Origin of the sequence: Chryseobacterium sp. 7 (assembly GCF_003663845.1) — a bacterium.
In the GTDB taxonomy this organism is placed as follows: Bacteria; Bacteroidota; Bacteroidia; order Flavobacteriales; family Weeksellaceae; genus Chryseobacterium.
Genome location: NZ_RCCA01000001.1, coordinates 3,478,854 through 3,501,615 on the forward strand (window position 1 = coordinate 3,478,854; position 22,762 = coordinate 3,501,615).

At 36.4% G+C, this 22,762-nt stretch carries 22 protein-coding genes and 1 pseudogene; 5 read left to right on the plus strand and 18 right to left on the minus strand.

The annotated features are described in order from the left end of the window. The first annotated feature begins 11 nt into the window (after positions 1 to 11). Both tyrS and CLU97_RS15940 read left to right on the plus strand, forming a co-directional pair. The gene (gene tyrS / locus CLU97_RS15935; protein WP_121488807.1) at positions 12 to 1,211 is read left to right on the plus strand and encodes a tyrosine--tRNA ligase; all 1,200 of its coding nucleotides are present in this window, start codon (positions 12 to 14) and stop codon (positions 1,209 to 1,211) included. Positions 1,212 to 1,514: 303 nt separating this feature from the next. Further along, positions 1,515 to 1,955, plus strand: coding sequence for a GNAT family N-acetyltransferase (locus CLU97_RS15940; RefSeq protein WP_121488808.1), 441 nt, complete (start codon positions 1,515 to 1,517; stop codon positions 1,953 to 1,955). A 143-nt stretch (positions 1,956 to 2,098) separates the two neighbouring features. Here CLU97_RS15940 and CLU97_RS15945 read toward each other — a convergent pair whose 3' ends face one another. The 8 genes from CLU97_RS15945 to panD all read right to left on the minus strand — a co-directional run bounded on the left by CLU97_RS15945 (position 2,099) and on the right by panD (position 9,572). Continuing rightward, entirely contained in the window at positions 2,099 to 3,610 is a 1,512-nt protein-coding gene (locus CLU97_RS15945) for a helix-hairpin-helix domain-containing protein (RefSeq protein ID WP_121488809.1), read from the minus strand. 4 nt (positions 3,611 to 3,614) lie between these two features. Then, complete coding sequence (locus CLU97_RS15950) at positions 3,615 to 4,892, minus strand: PP2C family serine/threonine-protein phosphatase (RefSeq protein ID WP_121488810.1); 1,278 nt, start codon at positions 4,890 to 4,892, stop codon at positions 3,615 to 3,617. After that, positions 4,892 to 5,947 (minus strand): TerY-C metal binding domain-containing protein, encoded by a 1,056-nt coding sequence (locus tag CLU97_RS15955; protein ID WP_228437743.1) that lies wholly within the window; start codon positions 5,945 to 5,947, stop codon positions 4,892 to 4,894. The genes CLU97_RS15950 and CLU97_RS15955 overlap by 1 nt, the downstream gene beginning before the upstream one ends. Positions 5,948 to 5,951: 4 nt before the next feature. Next, positions 5,952 to 6,590 carry a vWA domain-containing protein gene (locus tag CLU97_RS15960; protein ID WP_121488812.1) on the minus strand — a complete coding sequence of 213 codons (639 nt, stop codon included), beginning with the start codon at positions 6,588 to 6,590 and terminating at the stop codon, positions 5,952 to 5,954. Between the two features lie 86 nt (positions 6,591 to 6,676). Further along, the gene (locus CLU97_RS15965; protein ID WP_105701141.1) at positions 6,677 to 7,354 is read right to left on the minus strand and encodes a TerD family protein; all 678 of its coding nucleotides are present in this window, start codon (positions 7,352 to 7,354) and stop codon (positions 6,677 to 6,679) included. A 27-nt stretch (positions 7,355 to 7,381) separates the two neighbouring features. After that, positions 7,382 to 7,957, minus strand: a complete 576-nt coding sequence (locus tag CLU97_RS15970; protein WP_121488813.1) for a TerD family protein — start codon at positions 7,955 to 7,957, stop codon at positions 7,382 to 7,384. Between the two features lie 178 nt (positions 7,958 to 8,135). Beyond that, the gene (locus CLU97_RS15975) at positions 8,136 to 9,218 is read right to left on the minus strand and encodes a lysylphosphatidylglycerol synthase transmembrane domain-containing protein (RefSeq protein ID WP_121488814.1); all 1,083 of its coding nucleotides are present in this window, start codon (positions 9,216 to 9,218) and stop codon (positions 8,136 to 8,138) included. A 3-nt stretch (positions 9,219 to 9,221) separates the two neighbouring features. Beyond that, positions 9,222 to 9,572: an aspartate 1-decarboxylase gene (gene panD / locus CLU97_RS15980; RefSeq protein WP_002976902.1), complete on the minus strand. Its 351-nt coding sequence runs from the start codon at positions 9,570 to 9,572 to the stop codon at positions 9,222 to 9,224. 399 nt (positions 9,573 to 9,971) lie between these two features. Here panD and CLU97_RS15985 point away from each other — a divergent pair, with 399 nt between their 5' ends. After that, a complete protein-coding gene (locus CLU97_RS15985) occupies positions 9,972 to 10,262 on the plus strand; it encodes an HU family DNA-binding protein (protein WP_002976900.1) in 291 nt (96 codons plus the stop codon). Between the two features lie 205 nt (positions 10,263 to 10,467). Here the strand turns inward: CLU97_RS15985 and CLU97_RS15990 are convergent, their stop codons facing one another. Together CLU97_RS15990 and pdxH are read right to left on the minus strand one after the other, a co-directional pair. Then, positions 10,468 to 11,685 carry an IS4 family transposase gene (locus CLU97_RS15990; protein ID WP_121486166.1) on the minus strand — a complete coding sequence of 406 codons (1,218 nt, stop codon included), beginning with the start codon at positions 11,683 to 11,685 and terminating at the stop codon, positions 10,468 to 10,470. Positions 11,686 to 11,928: 243 nt separating this feature from the next. Further along, positions 11,929 to 12,569: pseudogene (gene pdxH, locus CLU97_RS15995) on the minus strand (pyridoxamine 5'-phosphate oxidase). Between the two features lie 24 nt (positions 12,570 to 12,593). On the opposite strand from pdxH, the gene CLU97_RS16000 reads away from it, so the two are divergent. Together CLU97_RS16000 and CLU97_RS16005 are read left to right on the plus strand one after the other, a co-directional pair. Further along, positions 12,594 to 13,142, plus strand: a complete 549-nt coding sequence (locus CLU97_RS16000) for a YqgE/AlgH family protein (protein ID WP_121488815.1) — start codon at positions 12,594 to 12,596, stop codon at positions 13,140 to 13,142. A 104-nt stretch (positions 13,143 to 13,246) separates the two neighbouring features. After that, positions 13,247 to 13,828, plus strand: coding sequence for an N-acetylmuramoyl-L-alanine amidase (locus CLU97_RS16005; RefSeq protein ID WP_121488816.1), 582 nt, complete (start codon positions 13,247 to 13,249; stop codon positions 13,826 to 13,828). An 84-nt stretch (positions 13,829 to 13,912) separates the two neighbouring features. Here CLU97_RS16005 and CLU97_RS16010 read toward each other — a convergent pair whose 3' ends face one another. From CLU97_RS16010 to CLU97_RS16045, 8 genes are all read right to left on the minus strand, one after another. Then, positions 13,913 to 14,728 carry an aminotransferase class IV gene (locus tag CLU97_RS16010; RefSeq protein WP_121488817.1) on the minus strand — a complete coding sequence of 272 codons (816 nt, stop codon included), beginning with the start codon at positions 14,726 to 14,728 and terminating at the stop codon, positions 13,913 to 13,915. Positions 14,729 to 14,806: 78 nt separating this feature from the next. Beyond that, a complete protein-coding gene (locus CLU97_RS16015; protein ID WP_034696870.1) occupies positions 14,807 to 15,193 on the minus strand; it encodes an START-like domain-containing protein in 387 nt (128 codons plus the stop codon). A gap of 188 nt (positions 15,194 to 15,381) precedes the next feature. Further along, complete coding sequence (locus CLU97_RS16020; RefSeq protein WP_121489768.1) at positions 15,382 to 16,557, minus strand: aspartate aminotransferase family protein; 1,176 nt, start codon at positions 16,555 to 16,557, stop codon at positions 15,382 to 15,384. Positions 16,558 to 16,654: 97 nt separating this feature from the next. Continuing rightward, complete coding sequence (locus CLU97_RS16025) at positions 16,655 to 18,394, minus strand: OstA-like protein (RefSeq protein ID WP_121488818.1); 1,740 nt, start codon at positions 18,392 to 18,394, stop codon at positions 16,655 to 16,657. Positions 18,395 to 18,397: 3 nt separating this feature from the next. Continuing rightward, on the minus strand, positions 18,398 to 18,871 hold the full coding sequence (locus tag CLU97_RS16030) for a Fur family transcriptional regulator (protein WP_089689882.1): 474 nt from the start codon (positions 18,869 to 18,871) through the stop codon (positions 18,398 to 18,400). A 65-nt stretch (positions 18,872 to 18,936) separates the two neighbouring features. Continuing rightward, positions 18,937 to 20,931 carry a KUP/HAK/KT family potassium transporter gene (locus CLU97_RS16035; RefSeq protein WP_121488819.1) on the minus strand — a complete coding sequence of 665 codons (1,995 nt, stop codon included), beginning with the start codon at positions 20,929 to 20,931 and terminating at the stop codon, positions 18,937 to 18,939. Positions 20,932 to 21,044: 113 nt separating this feature from the next. After that, positions 21,045 to 22,025, minus strand: coding sequence for a pyruvate dehydrogenase complex E1 component subunit beta (locus CLU97_RS16040; protein ID WP_047378880.1), 981 nt, complete (start codon positions 22,023 to 22,025; stop codon positions 21,045 to 21,047). A 239-nt stretch (positions 22,026 to 22,264) separates the two neighbouring features. Next, a complete protein-coding gene (locus tag CLU97_RS16045; RefSeq protein WP_121488820.1) occupies positions 22,265 to 22,684 on the minus strand; it encodes a DUF2147 domain-containing protein in 420 nt (139 codons plus the stop codon). Positions 22,685 to 22,762: the final 78 nt, after the last annotated feature.

The window sequence follows — 22,762 nt, forward strand, 5'->3', positions numbered from 1 at the left end:
AACTATTCAACATGATTCATCCATTACAAGAAAATGTGGCTATCATCCTGCCGGAAAACGGTCTGGAAGAAAAACTGGCTCAGGCCGAAAAGGAAAACAGAAAACTTTACATCAAGCTGGGATTTGATCCTACCGCTCCGGATCTGCATCTGGGACATGCCGTAGTCTTAAAAAAACTGAAACAGTTTCAGGACCTGGGCCATCAGATCATTATTGTCGTAGGAAGCTTTACCGCAAGAATTGGCGACCCCACCGGAAAAAATAAAGCAAGAAAGCCGTTGAGTGCTGAGGATGTTCAGCATAATGCTCAAACATATATCAATCAGCTCTCTAAGGTAATTGATATACAGAAGACGAAAATTGTTTTCAATTCTGACTGGCTGGACGGTTTGGATTTTTCTGAGGTGATTCAGCTGCTTTCAAAAGTGACCGTTGCCCAATTAATGCATCGCAATGATTTTAATAAAAGGTTTACAGAAAATACTCCTATTGCCATGCACGAACTTGTATACCCGATTCTTCAGGGTTTTGATTCTGTAAAAATAGCCTGTGATATTGAAATGGGAGGTACAGATCAGCTATTCAACTGCACAATGGGAAGACAGCTTCAGGAAGTACATCAGATGCCTGCTCAGATTGTGATGTGTATGCCATTGCTGAAAGGCCTTGACGGAAAGGAAAAAATGAGCAAATCCCTGAACAATATTATCGGACTGACCGATGAGCCCAATGAAATGTTTGGAAAAACAATGTCTATTCCCGATGCTTTGATTGAAGAATTTATTAATCTCACCACAAATTTTTCTGTAGAAGAAAAAGCAGGAATTCTTTCCAGAATAAAAGAGGGTGAAAATCCTATGAATATTAAAAAGCTCATTGCTAAAAATATCATCAGCCAATACCACAACTCCACTTCGGCTGAAAATGCGGAACAGTTTTTTATCAACCAGTTTCAGAATAAAAATTTTGAAGAGAAAGTGTATGAACCTGTAGCCATTGGTTCATTGAAAAGCATTGAAAATAAAATTTCTCTGGTTGAACTGTGTCATCAGCTTAAAAGTGACCTCAGCAAATCAGCCATACGAAGATTAATTGAGAGTGGAGGAATTCAGATCAATACCATCAAAATAATGAACTCTGATCAAGAAATGGAACTGATCCCTCAAACTAAAATAAAAATCGGAAGAAGGGGCTTTTTTGAACTAATATAAGGCTGGAAGATGGGAGCTGGAAGATGGAAGTTTTGTCAGACGATGAACTTCTGAAGTTTTTTGATAGGAACATTTTTTAAAACAGAAGTTAAATTAAAAAACACAGAAGTTCTTTACAGCAAAAAACAACTTCCAGCTTCCTTCTTCCCGCTTCCATCCTTCAACTTATTTCAATATCTTCGTCCTGTTAAAAACGATTTCCAATGAGCTAAAGGAATGCAGAGGTTTTGCTGCACATGAAAGAAGAAATGGGACTAAAAATTGCATTAAAGTAAGAACTCTATCTAATTTTTATTTTTGAATATGAATCCTGACCTGCATTACAAACAAGCTGACGAAACAGATATTGATTTTCTTCTCGATCTCAGAATGAAAACGATGAATCCTCATTATGAATCTTCAGGGCTTTCTACAGACAGAGAAACGACTCTGCAAAGGGTTTTATTTCAGTTTGAAAAAGCCCATATTATTTTTTTAAACAATCAGCCCATCGGACTGTTAAAAGTAAACAGAACGTTTACGAATATTGAAGTTCTGCAGCTTCAGATAGATCCCAGCCAGCAAGGTAATGGTATTGGAAAAAAGATTTTGACGGATATTCTGGAGGAAGCTTCATTAGCTGGAAAAACAGTTTCATTAAGTGTTTTAAAAACCAATAAAGCACGGCATCTTTATCAAAGTCTTGGGTTCAGAATTGTGGATGAGGATCAGTATTCTTATTTTATGGAAACGGAAAGACAATAAATGTTTTTTAAGTTTTGGCTAAAGCCGTTGGAAGACTCTCTTTGATTTAAACACAAATCTCACAAATAAATGGGCACAAATAGTCACAATTATCAGTAAGATCTGAGAATCTGAGATTGCTTCACTGCGTTCGCAATGACGGGTTACTGATTTGCCATGGTTACGTAGATCAATCTTCCGCCTTCTTCTGAGGATAAAAGTATTTTTTTACCATCAGTAAGTTCAACCATAGAACCTGGCAGAATTTCTTTCTGTTCTGTAACATCTTTCATTCCGGCTAAGCCCTGATTTACCAATACCCATTTCCCCTGATGGAATGTAAAATATCCCACAGGCATTTTATCCTGCATGGTCAGGTTTTCGTTGCGTATTATTTTTCGGGAAACATGCCATTTGAACAGATACTGATTATGATAAACCATTAATCTGTGATTTTCCGGCTTCCATACTTCATCATCAAATCTGAAATACAGATCTAATACCGGAAGTGTTCCCTGATGAGGTGTTCCGCAGAACGGACATTTTGGATTGCCGGTATTATCAAAGACATACCATTTTTCTGTACAGCTTGAATTAGAGCAAGGCTGGATCAGGTCTACGGTTTTCAATAAAGCGGTTTCCCATTCATTGGCCGTAGGACGTCTGATAGGATCATGCAGCCCATCAATGAATGCTTTTCTGAACAATTCTGAAATATATGGGCCTGTAATGGTATACGGAATCTTTTGAGGATCTCCCCAGAATGCATCCCATTTTCTGAGATGATCTGATTTCACATGATTGGAAAGATTTTCCGGGTGTTCTACAAACATCGCTTTTTCTCCCATGGATAAAATTTCGTCCCGTTCAGAATCCAGATCCCAGATTTTTCCTCCACGAAGAGGATGTCTTCTCAGCAGATACATATAAATCAGGACAGCGAGGGCATGCAGATCTGTTTTCTGATTGGGTAAATGTCTGTTCGGATCCTGAAGATTCAAATGTTTTGTTTTCAACACTTCGGGGGCAATAAAATCTGCAGTTCCTATCACTTCCGGCGGAAAGAGTTTGGGAACTACAAGACCGTCAATATCAATAATACAGGCAGATTTTGTTACCGGATCTACCAGAATATTATTATAGGATAAATCGGAATGTGCCAGCCCCATCTGATGCAGTTTTTTTACTCCTCTGCTGATATTGACTGCAATTTGAAAATAGCTCAGCCAATCTCCCAGCTCTGACTGATCGAGTCTCAACGGATATTGTTGATTTCGGAACATAGGAGCGGTAAACCATTTCCCCACTTTATCCTGTCCCTGAATATTATCTGAACCGATATATCCTTTGGCAAAATAGAATTTATGATGATAAACGGGAACTACAATTCCTGTGAGTTTATTTCTCTCAACAATATCGTAAGGCCATCTGAATATTTCGTTCAGAAAGTATTCCGAAGAATTCCCACTTTTTATATTCTGAAGATAGGTGGAAACAATTCTCATGATTCTTTCTTTTTGACCTTCATCCAGCGGATTTCGGTAGAAAGCGACTACATAATCTTTATCTGGCGAAAAATAAACATCTTTCATCCCGCCACGGATAGGGTTCTCATCTACATATTCATAGGATTTGGCTGTGTCCAGAACAGAGACAACCTTAATGGTCTTTTTCATGGTATTAATAGATTATGGCCAATGTACGGTCATCGTGATTTCCTCTGCTCCAGAAATCGCTCCAGATTAAAAGTTCTTCATTAATTTTTTCATCGTTGATGAAATCCACTTTCGCCCGGTCATCGTTATTTCCGGCAAGGTCTTCAAAAAACAGTTTCCAGCTTTCTGTATCTTCCAGTCTATTTTCTGTAGTAAATTTAGGATCATAAATACCGTCTGTCATCAGCACGAGGTAGGAAAAATCTTCTACATAGGTTATTTGGAAGCGGGAAGCCATTTTATCATTAAAAATTTCTTTCATGGTGATAAAACGGGTGCCACCGCCAAATTCTCCCACATCCATCCGGTTTAAAAGTCTGACCTTAGAAAACTCTGTGTTGATGAGATTAATCGGGCAGTCTCCTACTCCGAAGCTCAGAATGACATATCCGAAACTGAACTTTTTAAGCAACACAAAAATAAGTGTCGCATGCAGATCATTTACAGAAAGGGCATTTTCTACCGCAGTTTTTTGTAATGTATGATAAACATTTACAACTCCTTCCGATAAGATCGTAATGATATTCTGTCTGGCTTCCACTTTTTCTTTATTGGAAGACTGATCTTTGTATAGAGTATTGATATTATTTTCAATCTGTTTTAAAATCTCTTGTGAGTTAAAAAACTGATTGATTGTTCTTGTTGTCAATCTTGAACCTTCTCTTGCTGCTATTGCCGAACCGGCTCCATCAGAAACAGAAACAATATTCCAGTCTTCAGGAAGGGTATTTACTGCAAAATCATCTTCACGAAATTTGCCTTCATGAGCATGGGAACGGCCTCTTTTGGAGGCTACAACTATCTTTTTATCTGAAAAAGAACCTTTGAATGAGTCTTCTTCCGATTTATAAAAAGCAGCATTTTTATCACTTGGAATATTTTTCCACAAGTCTTTTGGATCTGCGTTGACGAACAGTTGAATTTTCTTGGTCTCAAGATGATTCTGATCATAAATATGATAAAACTGAATATCCAGATGATACATATTATTCGTCATGGGAGTTCCTGAAATTGTATTGTTTTCAAAACTAAGTCCCGTTTCTTCCAGGTTTCCAATATTCTGAATCTTGATGTTGGGAAACTCTTCCATCTCGAGGCTGAATTCATAGAACTGCTTTGCACTGGCATTTTTCAATACCCAATGAACGTCTTTGAATTCTTCTTTTTCTTTATAAATAACAGCCTGTTCCATAGTCTTAGGTTTGGATTCTTTAGCTGATTTTTTGAAAAATTTGCCCATCATTAGCCCAGCGTTCTGTTAATATCAAATCCTCCACCGGAAAATCCATAATAATCTGAAGTTCCACACCACGGACATTTGCTGTATCCTTCACCTCTCAGGCAATGAATTCCACCACATGAGCAGGTAGCTAAGGCAATTGGATTAGCACAGTGAGGACATGATGTTCCGCCATCCAGTTCTTCAATATTAATTTTAAGATGCGTTTTCTGATTGGAGGAAAGTCTGTAGTAAGCCTTTTCATCAATTTTATATGCTCCATCCAATCTGTAATATCTTGTTGCCATTCCCGGAATACTAGATTCTGCAAAGGCTTTTTTGAATTTCATCAGATAAAGTTTTTCCGTTTCCTGGCATTTCCCGTTCAATACCACAAAATTATTATCCGGGAATCTCTGTTCCATTTCCGGATCTACTTTTTCCAGAATGTGAGAATCAATTTTGGATAAATTAATTCCTTCTTTTTTAGCTTCTGTGACGCTCTGGCTGGTTGTTTTAATAGAATCTGTTACCCATTTGAAAAACTCTTTGTAAGAATTCTCATCGGAATTATTAAATAACAAAACATGATCTGCCAGAGAACCTAGAAGTTTATAATTGGTATTTTCTCCAATAGAAACAGCAATTGTGTTAGATTTTCCGTTGTATTTGGTATTCCATCTTTCAATGGCTTTGGTGGCATCATCCGTGGGAACTCCGTCTGTAAAAAGGAAGACAATAGGTTTCCAGTCACCTTTTCTTTCATACGTTGTTTTTACAATATCCCTGTCGATACAATCCATTACTTTGATTAAGCCCTGCGAAAGTGATGTTCCGCTTCCAATAGGGATTTTAGGCGGATAAAAACTGATAATATCCTGCATGGGAGTAATTACTTCTGCTTCTCCCGCAAAACCGATTACAGAAATATAAACCGTTTCCAGTGAATACGGATCTTTTTTTAATTCCCTGATGATATTGGCGATACCTTCCTGTACCTGCTCAATAGGTTCTCCTACCATAGATTCGGAGATGTCTACTAAAAATAAATAGGCAGTCTTCTCATTGTGTAAAGACAATTTTTTAAATAATAATATTTAGCTCCGATGGTGGCGGAGGTAAGGTGATATTTTCTCCTGTATTCTGAGATTGCCCTCCCTGCGTAATGGAAGAACTTACCCATTTGAAGAAGGAAGAAAGGGTAATTGCATCTGTAGTATCAAGTTTTACAACATGATCCGTCAGTTCTTTCAGAAACTTTTCATCGGCTTTAGGACCGGCTGCACATCCTACGATGGCACCAAATTCCAGCCCTCTGATTACTGGGATCATTTGTCTGTATTTCTGAATATCCGAAGGTTTCCCATCCGTAAAAATAAAAAGTAACGGCTGCCAGTCACCTTTTGCATCGGCCGACTCTTTTACAATTTCCTTTTGAACCAGTTCTGAAACCATTTCCAAAGCAGCTCCCGTGTGAGTTGGTCCACTATCCGGACAGGTAATCTCCATAGGATAAAAACTGGCCAGATCTGTTAAGGGTATAATATTCTTAACCTCCCTATCGAAGGTAATGACACTTAAATGCAGACTGTCCATCGCCTGCGGATCTGCCCGAAGCATACTGATAAGGCCATTGAATCCGTTATTCAAAGCCTGAATAGGTTCTCCGTTCATAGACCCCGAAGTATCTAATAAAAAATAAGCTAATAATCTCCTGCTCATTGTAGACAAATATTAATTCTGAAGCCGGCGGAGGGAGTCGGAGACTTCCAAGCCGGCTTTTATGTGAGGTGAAAAAATTTAAAAATCTAGTTAGAATAAGCGTACTGCTGTCTCAGAATGTCGATAAAGTTATCTGTATTGTGCGGCTCTCCCACAGCACGGAATTTCCAGTCTCCATTGTGACGGTATGCTTCTGCAAAAACCATTGCACATTTACCATTCATACTTGAGTCGCCGGAAAGGCTATATTTTGTAATTTCTTTTCCTGAAGCATCTACCGCACGGATAAATGCATTTTCGATCATTCCGAAGTGCTGGTTATTGGTTCTTCCCTGATAAATGGTAACAATAAACACTATTTTCTGGTAGCTCTGGTCCAGCTGATCCAGTTTCACAATAATTTGCTCATCATCTCCATCACCTGCTCCGGTTCTGTTATCTCCCGTAAGCCATACATTTCCGCTTGGGTGCTGCATAGAATTGAAGAAAACCACATCTCCCTGGTAAAGTCCCATCTGCCTTCCGTCATTAGTCTGCACTGTTCTTCCCAAATTGGCTACTTTTCCGTTGCCGTCTAAAAGAAATGCTACTGCGTCAAGATCGTATTCAGCTTCTTTACTGAACAGCTTTCCAAAGAATCCACTGCCTTGTTTTCTTACGTCCCATCCTAATCCGATGGTTACTTTTGAAAGATCATATACGCTTTCTCCGCGGTCGTTCTTTCTTAAATCTATCGTTTGTCCTTTCTGTAAATTAATTGCCATAGTTATCGTTTTTGTGTATTTGATTTTTTATTTGATGATTTGCCCTTTGTAATATTTCTCAAGGAAGAAACCAAGATCTGCTCTGTATCCTATTCCCGAAGCTTCAAACTTCCAGCTTCCGTTTCTTTTGTACAGCCTTCCAAACTCTACTCCTGTTTCAATGGAGAAATCTTCATCCAGTTCATATTTTGCAATTTCCTGGTTGGATTGGTTGTCTACCACTCTGATATAAGAGTTTCTCACCTGTCCGAAATTTTGTCTTCTTCTTTCAAAATCTTCAATAGTTACCACAAAAAGAATCTCTTCCACTCTAGAATCTACTTTATCAAGATCTATAATAATAGCTTCATCATCATCACCATCACTATTTTTACCGCTGGGATCATCCCCGGTATGGGTAAGTGCTCCGTCTGGAGAACTCAGGTTATTGTAAAAAACAAAGTATTCTTCGCTTACTAATTTTCTGTCAGAATCAATCATGATTGCAGAAGCATCCAGGTCAAAATCGTAGCCGGTTCCTTCATTCGGATCCCAGCCTAACCCAATCGTCATTTTCGTCAATCCTATCTCGATTTTTTGCCCTTTCTGTAGATTAATTGCCATAGTGTTTTATATTATGATTATTTTTTGCATTAAGATAGAAGTGATTTACGAACTGACCAAATTTATTGATGAAAAAATGTTCTATACAGCTTAATTTTAAACTCTTTAAGTCACAAAATGGTCATAAAAAAAGGTCCAAATAAAAAATTGAACCTTGTATACTATAAAATGTATTGAATTAATTTTCGAATTCTTTATCAGATGCAGCAATATTTCTAGCTCTTGCCAGCATAGGAATGGAAATAAGTCCCATCACCAGCATAATCACAATTTGCAGCGGTAAAGAAATAAAAGAATAGGTAAGTCCCATTTCACCTCCAAAATCAGCACTTTTCCCTATTGAAATAAAAAGAGCCATAAAACCATACTTCATCGCAAGATTATACGCTCCGATACCTCCACTGGCCGGAATAATCATTCCCAATGTTCCCACTACAATAATGAAAAAACCGTCTGCAAAAGTAAAATTTGATGTTTCAGGAAGTGCAAAGCACACCAGATATGCGGCAAAATAGTAGCAAATCCAGATTCCCAATGTATAAAGAATGAATTTTCCTTTTTCTTTTAGTTTAAAAACTGAAGTTAGCCCCTGAAGAATTCCTTTCCCAAAATTGATGAGTTTTTCTTTTTTATATTTATAAAGAAGGCCTAACCCAGTTAAAACCAATATCACAAGACCAATTTTAACACATAAATAAAAAGAATCAAAATCACTTATTCCCAATTTCATCATTTGCCTCTCAAAAAAATTAGGAACAAACTCTTCTTTTTCATCCTTCTTATCCATTACGAAATGATAGAAAGCAAGAATTGCATTAAATTTAAAAATTCCTGTTAGAAGTAAAAATCCCATCATACATATAAGGTCTACTACTCTTTCCAAAATAATAGTCCCGATAGATTTATCTACAGGAACTTTTTCTACTCCATATAAAGCGGTAGCTCTTGCCACTTCTCCACTTCTTGGAATGGTAAGATTCATGAGATATCCAAATGATATGGACCACAGCGCATTGGAATTTGAAATTCTGTGTCCCATGGGTTCCAGCATCAGATTCCATCGGATCGCCCTGAACCAGTATGCAAGAAGACCAAATACTGAGGCAAAAAGTACCCAAAGATAATTAGCCTTTGACAGAGACTTCTGAATCACTTTAAAATCCAATCCCCTTAAGGCGAGCCATAAAAAAAAGCCTGCAAAAGCAAGCGATATTACTATTGTAAGTATTGATTTTAACGGACTTTTTGATGTTTTCTCCATGTACTACGTAAGAAGGTTTGTTTTTTCGTCCGGGAAAACGATTTTCGGCTGGAAATCTTTTGCCTCTTCCGGGGTCATCTGAGCATAAGCAATAATGATGATAATGTCATCTTTTTGCACTTTTCTTGCTGCAGGTCCATTAAGGCATACTTCTCCGGATTTTCTTTTTCCTTTGATCACGTAGGTATCAAAACGTTCTCCGTTGTTCACATTCACAATGTAGACCCTTTCTCCCACTACCAGACCGGCAGCTTCTATAAGATCTTCATCTATTGTTATACTCCCTATATAATTAAGGTCAGAGGCAGTTACTCTCACCCTATGAATCTTAGACTTGAAAACTTCTATTAACATGATGCAAATTTATTAATAAAAATTAATAAAACAGGCCTTTCGTACGATTTTAAAACTCCCACAAACACAGGGGTTTAATTTTACAAAACACAAGGATTCTGAAAATTACTTATAGATTTAATAATCATATGCTTAAAAAAATTAATTGTTTATACGGAATTTAGGATTTAATAAATACGAAAAATAATATTAACTTTTTGCTAAAGTCAATACACATAAGCATTTGGCATGATTTTAGTAACCTGTAACGTAGATTTTCTGTGAAAAGTGGAATTATCATATTTTAACTGATTTCATCGAAAAGCAAAAAAATTTTACAACTTTTAATAAAAAAATTGCACAATTAGAAAATAGTATTATATTTGCTATAATTACGAACTAACTTTAATATTAAAAATTATGAACAAGTCTGAATTAATCGACGCAATCGCAAAAGATGCAGGTATCACTAAAGTTGCAGCAAAAGCTGCTTTAGAATCTTTCATTGGTAATGTTACAACTACTTTAAAGAAAAAAGACGGAAAAGTTTCTTTAGTAGGTTTCGGTACTTTCTCAGTAGCTGAGAGAGCAGCTAGACAAGGTATTAACCCTGCAACTAAAAAACCAATCAAAATTGCTGCTAAAAAAGTTGCTAAATTCAAAGCTGGAGCTGATTTATCAAATGCAGTTTCAGGTGCTAAGAAAAAATAATCATTCAGATTACAAAAATTCAAGAGCTGTTTCTTAGAAACAGCTTTTTTTATTGCCAATAATGATAGAAAATTAAACCATTAAGACGTTTTAGCGGGCTAAGAATTATTAAGTTTTGGCTAAAGCCTCTATCACTATATATAATAAAATAAGCGGGCTAAAGCCTAGTCATGGTCGGAAGAAATTTCCGACCATTTTTTATGTTTTAAGTTTTGAAGACTTTTGCAGGATCCCCCCCCGCAAATATTATTAAAATTGCGGTAATCATATCCCGAAGTTCCATAGCGATGCGTCTTTTAGCTGTTTTATATCCTAAATTGTTTACTTTTTTGTAAATCAAGAGCAGCATAGAAGCAATCATTGTCATGTAGAGCATTACTTCAATTCCGTTTTTATTGAGCGAAACAAGATGGCTTAAATTCAACTCTTGTTTCATAAATCTGAAGAATACCTCAATATCCCACCTTTTACGGTAATAATCCGATATTTCTTTGGCAGAAAGTTCAAATTCGTTGGTTATGAACCAAAGTTCTTTAGCTGTTTTTTCATTTTTGATAACGATCAACCGAAAATATGTTTCTACTTTTTCTTCACGATGATGAATATTTCCCCGTTTGTTTTGGATGGGTTTTCCGGTGTAAAGCTTCACTTTGCTGTCTTTAATAACTCCCCAATCATCCCATTTTATTGGGGTTTCTGTTTTAATAAAAGATTCAATCTCTTCATATTTCCTGTTTTCTTTGGAACGGATAATAAATTTCAGAAGCTTTTCTTCAAAATCTTTCATCGTCCTTGTAGACTGGATCCCTCTGTCTATGATATAAATATTATCATGATGATCTTCTTTTTTCACCTGGTTCAGAACAGCCTGGGCAAGAGCATTATCTTCTGTTGAGTATTTTTGCCCCGTAAAAACATCTACCGCTGATGGCAAAATTCCGTCAAATGAAAAACTGAATTTCACTAATTTTTTTCCACTTTTCTGATCAATTCCTTCTTTAAGCTTGTTACATGTATCAGCTACAATGGTACTGTCAACTCTGATTAAGTTGTATTTTTCGATTTCTGTCTTGGAATAAAGTTCCGAAAATCTTTCGTACATCTGTTCGTAGATTTCTAGGAAATAATTGGAATCAATTTTTGAAAGCCTCTCAGAAATTGAACTCCTTCGAATCTTTTCCTCTTCCCCTAAGCCAAATAACGCTTTGAATCCACTGCTATTAAAAGTATCTTCGAGTGTTCTTTGACTTAATTTTTCATTATCAAATATGCAATACAAAAGCAGGTAGAATATTTTTCTTCCATGCAAAACTTTACTATAATAATCCACTTTTGTACTTGCGGAAAGGTGACTTAAAAGTGCTTCGGGAATAAATTCTAAAACATCTTTAAGTGATATTTTGTGATCTTTAAAAACTGACATAAACAATTGATTATCAGCAATAAAGATACAAAAAATGAAAAAATAAAACAAATTAAATAGTTGATAATCAATTAATTACAATAATAATATTGAATATCTAAAAACAAAAAGTCGGAAGAAAAAATCTTCCGACCATGACTAGGCTAAAGCCCGCTCCTATTGATAGTACAAAGTTTATATTTTCAGGATGCCAGTATCTCATCACTAACATCTAACTTCTAACTTCTAGCTTCTAATTTTCCATTAAGGTGCCAGTCTCGAAATCTTCCAGTCCAGATCTTCTAACTGATAAATAATCCTGTCGTGAAGGCGGTTGGGTCTTCCCTGCCAGAATTCAATTTCGTAAGGTCTTGCAAGGTACCCCCCCAATTCGTTGGCCTTGGCACTTCAGTATTTTCATATTCTTTCTCCAGCTCTTTCAGTTTTTCTTCCAAAAACTCTTTGTTCGGAATCACCTGGCTTTGTGGAGAAACTACAGCTCCCAACTGACTTCCTTTCGGTCTTGAATGAAAATAACCATCACTCAGGTTTTCCGCTACTTTTTCCAGATCTGCTTTGATGATAATTTGTCTTTCAAGATTAGGCCAGAAAAAATGCAGACATGCTTTATGATTATTTTCTATTGCTTTTCCTTTTCTGCTGTTATAATTGGTGTAAAAAATAAATCCTTCATGGGTATATGCTTTCAAAAGTACCATTCTCGTTCTCGGACACCCGTCTTCCTCTACTGTAGAAACCGCCATAGCATTGGCTTCCGAGATCATTGGGCTTTCACTTGCCTCCAAAAACCAGCCTCTAAACTGCTCAATTGGATTTTGTTTTATCTCACTTTCAATAAGTTGGGATTTATCGTACACTTTTCTTTTGTCGTGCAGGTTTTCCATAAATATTTTTTATTAAATTTGAGTATGAATCACTCATACAAAGGTAAAATATTAATCTCGACACCTGACATTTCCGGCGATATTTTTTCACGATCGGTAGTGCTGGTTATTGAACATAATGAAAGTGGTGCATTTGGTTTGATACTGAATAAAAAAAACAGCCAGATGAGCAGCAAGTTCAAAGATTTTTTTGACTTTAAAATTGAGGTCTATGATGGCGGTCCTGTAGAGAACGACAAGGTATTTTTCATTGTAAAAGGTAAAAGAGTTACAGAAGTATACACCGATATTACTGATGAATATTACCTTACTGAAGATATTGAACGTATCATTAATGCTGTTTTAAGCAGTGAACTGGATATTGAACACATAAAAATATTTTCAGGATATTCCGGATGGTCTCCCGGCCAGCTGGATACTGAAGTTCAGAGAAAAATGTGGACTGTAGTAGATGTTTACAATCTGGATTATACCCTTCCCAATGATCAGACGCTCTGGAAGTCTATTATGCAGAATCTTGGGGGTGAATTTCTTCTGTGGGCTAATTCACCTGAAGACATTTCATTGAACTAAAAAGTATATTTTTCGCGCCATTTACACAATTAACAAACTTTAAGATTCTTTTAACCAATTTTAAAGAAAGTTTTTCCGTTCTTTGAAAAACTAAAATCACTGATATGAAAGGTATTACATTACTGGCTTTATCAATATTTTCTACCGCATTTTTATCATTTACTCCTGTCAACAAAAAATACATTGTCATAGATGCCGGGCATGGCGGAAATGATTTTGGGGCTACCCATGGTGAAATTCTGGAAAAAAATATTGCATTAAGCGTTGCTAAGGAAATCCGGAAGATCAATGAAAGTCAGGACAAATATGAAGTTATTTTAACGAGAGATTCTGACAGTTATCCTACTCTTTCCGAGAGAACCAATCAAATCAACAAACTGAACCCTGAAATGGTGATTTCCCTTCACGTAAACTCTTCTCCTGAAAAAGAGAGGGATGATAACGGATTTGAAGTATATGTTCAGAACTCTGATGTCTCAAAGGAATTGGCTGGAAAAATTTATAAGAAATTCAATGCCCGTAAAATTTCGGAGAGCAATCTTCATATTTTAAGAGAAACTAAGGCTCCTGCTGTATTGGTAGAGCTTGGATTCATCAATAATTCTGAAAACAGGAATTATATCACCAGTGAAAAAGGGCAAAAGGAAATTGCACAGAAATTTGTTGAAATCATCAACGAATACTAAATAAAATACAAGTTCTGATTTATTCAGAATAAAACCCGGTAAAGGACTTCTGGAACTTTGTTGTTTACCGGGTTTGTCAATTTTTTATTGATTAAAACTTTTCTTCCAGCTTTCCACCAATTCTGAGAAACGGTAGCTTTCAAAAGTCTTATTTCTTATCTTACCTACAGAAAATATACCCTTCTCGTCAGAAATCATTAAAATTTCTTCAGCTTTCTGAGATTCGAATGCAATAATCTCGTGTTCCTGGATATCTGCCAGATTATTTTTATGTAAAAAAGTAACAAAATTTTCCATTAAAGGAGAAATGTAAGCTCCTTCAGTCTGTTTTGGTACTTTAATAATATCACCTTCCAAAAAAAGAAGATTTCCCACAGTAGTACGTGCAATTCTCTTATTAGGATTCAGCAGAATTACGTCATCAAGGTCATTTTCCTGTGCATAGATCGCTCCGTAGATATTTTCCGGACAGTGAACTCTGATATTACTCAAAAGGTTGTTATTCACGTTAATTTCTTTCGTCAGATCCAGCTCTAAAGGTCTTTGATGAACTGCCAGCACATCCTCCATTTCTGCAACTTCGTAAAAATAGGAAACAGAAGATTTTGCCAATGTTACTCCATCATTATTTCTGAATACCTGGAAATTGATAATTCCGTTCTTTACTCCTTTCCCTTCAATAATTTCTTTTTGAAAAAGAGTCTGAAAAAACTCCAGTGTGTAAGTTAAAGGAATATTCAGTCTCATCTTTCTCATGGAAGCCATCAGGAAAAAATAGCATTCTTCGTCCATGATCAATCCACCGTTTCTTACAAAGAAAGAAACCTTCACTGCGTCTCCCCAAAGAAAGGCTCTGTTCTTTACACTTAACTCGTCTGATGTAAAATATTGATTTTCCAATTTTTGATGTGATTTATTTACAAAAAAATAATGAACGATAAATCGTTCATCAGTTTTATCATTTAATATAGCCCGGTATTACGCCGCACCCAATTTTATTCTCAGGTTCTCAATAAGATTTTCCCAATACATTGCATTTTCCTCTTCATCACCTTCTTCACAGAAATCTGTAATATTTAAAGCAAGATCTTCTGTAATATCATCAATTGTGATTGTCATTTCAAAGAAATTTTTTGTTCCTTCATCTTCTTCCCATCTGAAACGTACGAAACCCTCAGGCTTATATCTGATCAAAGTGGCCTTCTCAGCAGGTCCTCCGCCCCAGCTAAAAAAGAAATCATCGCCTTTCTCTGTTACCTCATCCGCAAACCATTCAGACAATCCCTCTGCAGTCGCCAGATATTCGTACAAAATCTCTGATAAACAGTGCATTGGAAATTCGTAATGGACTTTATGTTTCGCCATATAATCTTTGTTTTATCGTCCCGCAATATATAAATTAATTTTTTTATTACGCAAAAAAACAATTACTTTTTTATAGAATCTGCATGATATTTATCACAGGATTTAAATCTTTATTACATTAAGTTTTAAGGCTTAATTATGCCATGTAAAGCATAAAAAAATCTCTCCTTTTCAGAGAGATTTTATCTTTAATTTTCGTTAAGAACATCAAGAATAATCTGACATCCTTCTCTTATTTCGTCCTTAGATAATGTAAGGGGTGGGGAGATTCTCAGGTACTCATTTCTGTACAGCTGCCAGAAAACCACCAATCCTCTTTCCATACATTTTTTGGCTACTTCTAATGTATATTCCGGTGATCCCAAGTTCACGGCAAGCATTAAACCTTTACCGTTGATATTTTTAATTTTAGGATGAACCAAAAGTTCTCTGAAGAGCTGTTCTTTTTCTTCCACTTCATTCATTAAGCCGCTTTCCAGCACTTCTTTTAATGTGGCATAACTTGCTGCAGCAATCAATGGATTTCCTCCAAAAGTGGTAATGTGTCCCAGTTTTGGTGAATGTGAAAGGGATTCCATGATTTCTCTGGAGCTCATAAAAGCTCCTACAGGAACTCCACCGCCCATTCCTTTACCCATCACAAGGATATCCGGAACGATTCCAAAGTGCTCAAAAGAGAATAACTTTCCTGTTCGTCCAAATCCAGGCTGTATTTCGTCCAAAATCAAAAGTGCTCCTACTTCTTCACATCTTCTCTTCAGCTTGATCAGATAGTCATTATTTGGAACTAAAAATCCTGCTGCTCCCTGAATGGTCTCAAGGATCACACAGGCAGTTTTTTCTGTTATTTTATCGAAGTCATTTTCGTTATTAAATTCAATGAAAGAAACCATCGGCAGTAAAGGGCGGAATTCTCTTTTGTGGGTTTCGTTTCCCGAAACACTTAAAGCTCCATGTGTATTGCCGTGATAAGAATTTTTAAAGGAAACAATTTCTTCTCTTCCTGTATATCTTTTGGCAAGTTTCAAACTTCCGTCAATAGCTTCTGCACCGCTGTTAACAAGATAAGTTACTTCCAGGGGGTCCGGAGTGGCTTCTGCAAGGAGTCTGCATAATGCAATGGGCTTTTCCTGTGCATATTCTCCGTAAACCATTACATGAAGATATTTATCGGTCTGCTCTTTGATCGCGTTTACAATTTTAGGATGGGAATGTCCCAGTGTATTGGCTGAAACTCCTGCTACAAAGTCAAGGTATTTCTTTCCGTCTGTACCATAAATATAACTTCCTACTGCTTTTTCCACTTCAAAACCTGCGGCAAATTTTGTGGTTTGAGCCTGATATATAAAAAAATCTTTATGCATTTCCATTGTCTCCAAAAATTTCAGCAAAGCTATAAAAGATTCGTTAAACGCTGAAATTAATACACGAAAAAAGACCAGCGTGTACTGGTCTTTTATATTATTTTCTGGTTCGTTTAGGTTTTTTAGCTTCTTCTTTAGCTTTTTCATCGTCAATTGCTTTCTGTGCTTTATCGAAGAGTTCGCTATCAGCGGTATATCGTATTTCCTCGTTGTTTGGAGTGTCTACCAGAATATCCTGCCATTTTCTAATCCTGTCTTTGGTATTCCAGTTAAAATCGGCAAATTTTCTTTTTGAAGGTTCAATTTTACTCATTGGATACGTATCTGAAACAGCACCAATACTGCATGAAATAATCTGAAGTGCTCTTTCTTCAAACAATGCTCCAATAATTCCGCAGGTAGAAAGAGTAATCCCTATTCTTTCCGGCTTTTTGGTTTCCTGATCGGTATCATCCACATATACGATAGATTGGGCATTCCCCACTACTCTTGCTTCTTTAATGGCGTTTTTCTCATAGTAAACCGTCATAAATTTTCCTTTCACCTGATTGAATTCATCTTTCAGGTTAAGTGAATCTACTTTACTAATGGCAAAGGCATTTCCGATCACTTTTAATGAATCGATATCTTCGGTTTTGGTATTAAAGTAAGCCTCTACTTTATCTCCGGTTACCTGTTTTTCACCGCTCCAAAGAATAGGGTTGGTGTACATGTGCATCACTCCGTCTGTTTCGTTGAAGGCAATAGAATCTGCTCTTCCCTGTGCATTGGATTTATAAATACGGGCTTTTTTAAAGGCTCTTAAGTAGCTTTTCTTCACTTTGATATCCAGTGAATCCGGTTTTTGATAAGAGATAATTTTTTCCGATGCAAAATAAATAGAATCCTTTTCCATCACTTTCACCGCATACGGGCTTTTCGTCATCATGGCGGAGTCTTTCTTTTCAAAAATCTCTCCGTACCCTCCTTTTATATATCTTCTTTCTTTAGGATCATCAAGGGTTACATTTCCTGTTGCTTTACCGAATCCTGTGATCTGATTGTAGTACATATCATCACCGGTAAGGATTTTCTCATTGTAAAAGATCCTGGAGTTTTTGGTTAGAAAAGCCTCCTTGGAATCCATTTTATATGTTCCTTTTTCCGTATAGATTCTGTTTCTTGGATTGGTTTTGCTGGTAATGGTTGTAGGTCCCAAGAAATCAGCAATTTTTGTATTCTGATTCTGCTTGATATTGGGACCTTCTATAATGTATTGAGGGGTTTCAATTTTAACGTTTCCGGTAAGATCTACCACTTTAGTATTCAGAAAATAAGTTCCTACTTTGGCGTAGGTTACATTCTGACCATCAGAGATCGTTCCTCCTGTATTAAAATAAGCCTGATTAGCCAGCCTGTCATAATACAGAATATCTGTTTTTATGGTTTGTTTGGGGTCAGTTAAGACAACGTTTTTTCTGGCAACACCTTTTTGGGTATTGGCATCATATTCCATTTCTCCCGCGGTGATGACGGAGCCGTCCGTGTTTTGAAGTCTTGTATTACCAATGGCTTTTACAAAGTTTTCTTCATTGTACAAAACCACTTCATCCGCGGTAAGAACAGAGCCTTGATGCTCTATCTGAACATGCCCCGTAAAATATTGATTCCCGTCGTACTTTTCAGGATTTTTCTTGATTTCGTCTGCGTGGATGATCTTTACTTTATCTTCAGGTCTTACCTGCACCTGCTTAGGCTGGGCAGGAGTCTGCAAATAAGGATCTCTCTTCACAGGGGTTTTATCCTGCGCAAAATTGAGCGTAGAAATAAAGAGTAACAGAAAAAGGATTATTCTCATTAATTAGTCATTCTTAGTGCCATAAAAATATAGCGAATGAGAATCAATTCTTACGCCAAACGCTTCTTCGATGGCTTCTTTGATTCCTTGGATTCTTGGATCGCAGAATTCAATAATTTCTTCAATCTCTTTGTCTGAGTCTTTTTTGTAGATCACCAAATGGTCATGCTGCTTGTCAAAATAAGACTTTTCATAAGATGAAGAGGTCAGTGTTTTTTCTCCGAACTGATGCTTACGGATTAACCCTGCATCAAGGAAAATTTCAATAGTGTTGTAAATAGTTGCTTTGGAAACATGATATTTTTTCTGCATCATCAGAAGATACAGATCATCAACGTTGAAGTGATGATCCATATTATAAATCTCTTCTAATATCGTATATCTTTCAGGTGTGTTTCGGAACCCTTTTTCTAATAAGTAGTTTCTCAAAACATCCTTGATCAAAGCTATATTTTTTTCTTTTTGTATTGTATCCATTAAAAAAATTATCTACAAATTTATTGAATTTTATTTAAATAGATAGTATGGTTACTGCTAGTGGGTTAAGAGTTGTGACGGAAATACCCGGACTGCTCAATCTTATTATCGTAAACTGTTAATTCTGTGATGGGCGCAGATTCCACTTCAACGTTATGAGAAGATACTCCCCAAGCCTTAAAGTCGTCACTTCCGATATACTTCACAAAGTTGTAAATGTTAAGAATAATCTTTTGTTTAACAGTTAAAAGTATATCGTTGATATAAGTATTATCTATGATCACATATTTAAGATCCGGTGGTATTTCATGAGCTCTTAAAGAAGGATGGCTGCTTCTTGAAGGAATGGTTCCATCCGCCATTAAATCTTTAAGGACCATATTGAAATAATCATTGATTCTTCGGTCTACTTTAAATCCTAAAAGGAAATTGATCTTGTACACAGTACCCGGAAGAATTTCGTCTACCGTATATCTGAAAGTATATGGGTCTTCCTGGTTTACAATGCTCAGGATGAAATAATGATCTGCTCTTTTCGGCTGTTTTTTGATGATGGAATAGATAATTTTAGATTCTACCTCATCGTTTCTTTTTGCACGGCTCAGATATGCCAGGTTGGTAGCATATTTCGGGATGGTTTCATCCAGCTTCATGTCTTTAAGGATAGACACGTATTTTTCAATTTTTACAAACTGGATAAATCTTGTTTTGATGAGTCTTCCGTTATACCATGCATACATAGAAATTCCGATAGAGCCTGCCAATACAACAGTAATCCATCCACCTTCCATAAACTTGATGATATTGGCACTGAAGAAACCTAGTTCAATGGCCATATAGACTAATGCAAAAAATAAAATTAATATTTTGCTCACTCTGTGTTTCAGTAACCAGAATACCAACAGGACGGTTGTCATCAGCATCGTTACTGTGATAGAAAGTCCGTAAGCGGCTTCCATTTTTCCTGATTCTTTAAAGTGAAGTACTACAATGATACACAGAATAAGAAGTCCCCAGTTGATTCTTGGGATATACATTTGTCCTTTAACTCCGGAAGGGTAATCAATTTTCTGATTCGGCCAAAGGTTAAGAGACATTGCTTCTGAGAAAATGGTGAAGGAACCTGTAATCAATGCCTGGCTGGCAATAATTGCAGCGGCAGTTGCTAAAATTACTCCCGGGATGATCATCCATTCTTCCATAATTCCAAAGAACGGGTTTACTACGGAGAATCCAGGTTTGTTATAATTAGTCAAAAGCCATGCACCTTGTCCAAGGTAATTAAGGATAAGCATAATCTTAACGAAAGCCCAGCTTATTCTGATATTTTTAGCACCACAGTGTCCTAAATCTGAATACAGTGCTTCTGCCCCAGTTGTACAAAGGAAAACAGCTCCTAAGATCACAATGGCACTCGGTGAGTTGGCAATAAGCTTGTAAGCGTAGTATGGATTGAAGGATCTTAAGATTTCAAAATTTTCGCTCAAATGCATTACTCCCAAACCTCCTAATACCAGGAACCAAACAACCATCACCGGACCAAAAAACTTCCCAATGAAGCTTGTTCCGAACTGCTGTACCACAAAAATAGCAATCAGGATTCCGATTGTGATTGGAACAACAGGGGTGTGCGGGTTATAAATTTCAAGACCTTCAATAGCTGACATTACCGTCAGTGATGGGGTAATTACTCCATCCGCAATAAGTGCTGCGGCACCAATGATTGCGATAAGATACAACCATCCTTTCTTAAGGTTTCTCACTAATGAAAACAAAGCCAGAATTCCTCCTTCGCCTTTGTTATCTGCTCTTAAAGCAATGATCACATATTTGATTGTAGTCTGGAGAGTAAGGGTCCAAATAATACACGAGAGCGCACCCTCTATATATTCATTGAATGGCATATTACTCCCTTGAGATCTTGCATTCACAATTGCTTTCATTACGTAAAGCGGAGAGGTACCAATATCTCCAAAAACAATTCCCAGAGACACTAAAATTCCTATGAAGGAAAGTTTCTTTATATCGAAGTGGTAGCCATCTTCTGTAACTTCTGCCATATCAGCTTAATTATTTTAAAGGCGCAAATTTATACTAATTTTATGACGTCAAGAATTTTTCTTCATGAATATAATAAATGAAAAAACTTCCTTTCGGAAGTTTTTCTCTATAACTATTTTACGTACATCGCTTTTTTGATTTCCTCTTTTACTTTTTCAAGCTTAGGGAACCATTCTGCAAACAATGCTGCAGAGTAAGGTGCAGGTGCATCAGGAGTAGTAATTCTCTTGATAGGAGCATCTAAATAATCAAATGCTTTTTGCTGTACCATATAAGTAATTTCAGAAGATATAGAAGCAAATGGCCAAGCTTCTTCTAAAATAACCAATCTGTTTGTTTTCTTCACGGAAGCTAAAATGGTATCAAAATCCAAAGGACGAACCGTTCTAAGATCGATAACCTCTACAGAGATTCCTTCTTTAGCCATATCTTCAGCAGCTTGTAAAGCAAGTTTCATAATTTTACCAAAAGAAACTAAAGTAACATCTGTACCTTCTCTCTTGATATCTGCTTTTCCTAGTGGCAAATAATATTCTTCTTCAGGAATTTCCATTTTATCTCCATACATCTGCTCAGATTCCATGAAAATTACCGGATCATTATCCTGAATTGCAGTTTTCAACAACCCTTTTGCATCGTAAGGATTTGAAGGAACCACTACTTTAAGACCAGGAATGTTTGCAAACCAGTTTTCAAAAGCCTGAGAATGCGTAGCTCCTAACTGACCTGCAGAAGCCGTAGGACCACGGAAAACAATTGGACAATTCCACTGTCCTCCACTCATCTGACGGATTTTTGCAGCATTATTGATAATCTGATCAATTCCTACCAATGAGAAATTGAATGTCATATACTCTACAATTGGTCTGTTACCATTCATCGCAGCACCCACAGCAATTCCTGTGAAACCAAGCTCTGCAATTGGGGTATCGATTACTCTTTTAGGACCAAACTCATCCAACATTCCTTTTGAAGCTTTGTATGCACCATTGTATTCTGCAACTTCTTCCCCCATTAAAAAGATGGATTCGTCTTTACGCATTTCCTCGCTCATTGCCTGTGCAATTACCTCACGAAAAGTATATTCTGCCATATTTATTCGAAAAATTTAGACTACAAAAATAGTGTTTTTTTATTATACACATCATAAAAAGGTATCTCATTTGAACAGGAAGTTTTAATATTAATTTTATTTAAAAAGTATTTTCTGCCTTCTTACACTGTTCATTGTTGTTTTTTAAAGACTGTTAAAAAAGCTCTCCAAGAATTTTATTTATATAAAAATGACATCCCATTTCTGAGATGTCATTTAAAATTCTATTTAAACTTATATTAATTAGCTTTCTCCCAAACCTGGGTTCTTCCTAATAAAGATAATCCCAGGTACCCTCTTACGTTCAGTTTATCACCGCTTCTTGTAATGGTACATTTGTATGTTTTTCCTGTTTTAGGGTCAGTAATTGTTCCTCCGGTGAATTCATCACCATCTTTTTTCAATCCTCTGATGATTTCCAATCCTAAAATTGGTTTTCCTTTTCTGTCATCTTTACAAGCTGAACAGTTAGCATCGGCAGGTTTTATCAATAACTGAGAAACTTTTCCGTAGTATTTCCCGTCTGCCTTTTTGTACACTTCAACAATAGATTTTGCCTGTTTTGTCTCATCATCTATTGTTTTCCACTTACCTTCTATCTGTGCGAATGTAAGTACACCGCAAAAAGAAAGCGCGAACGTTAACAATAATTTTTTCATATTTCTTTTAGTTTTAATTTAATTACAATATTCTTAGTATACGTATTGATAAAAATATAAATTAATTTTAAACAAACA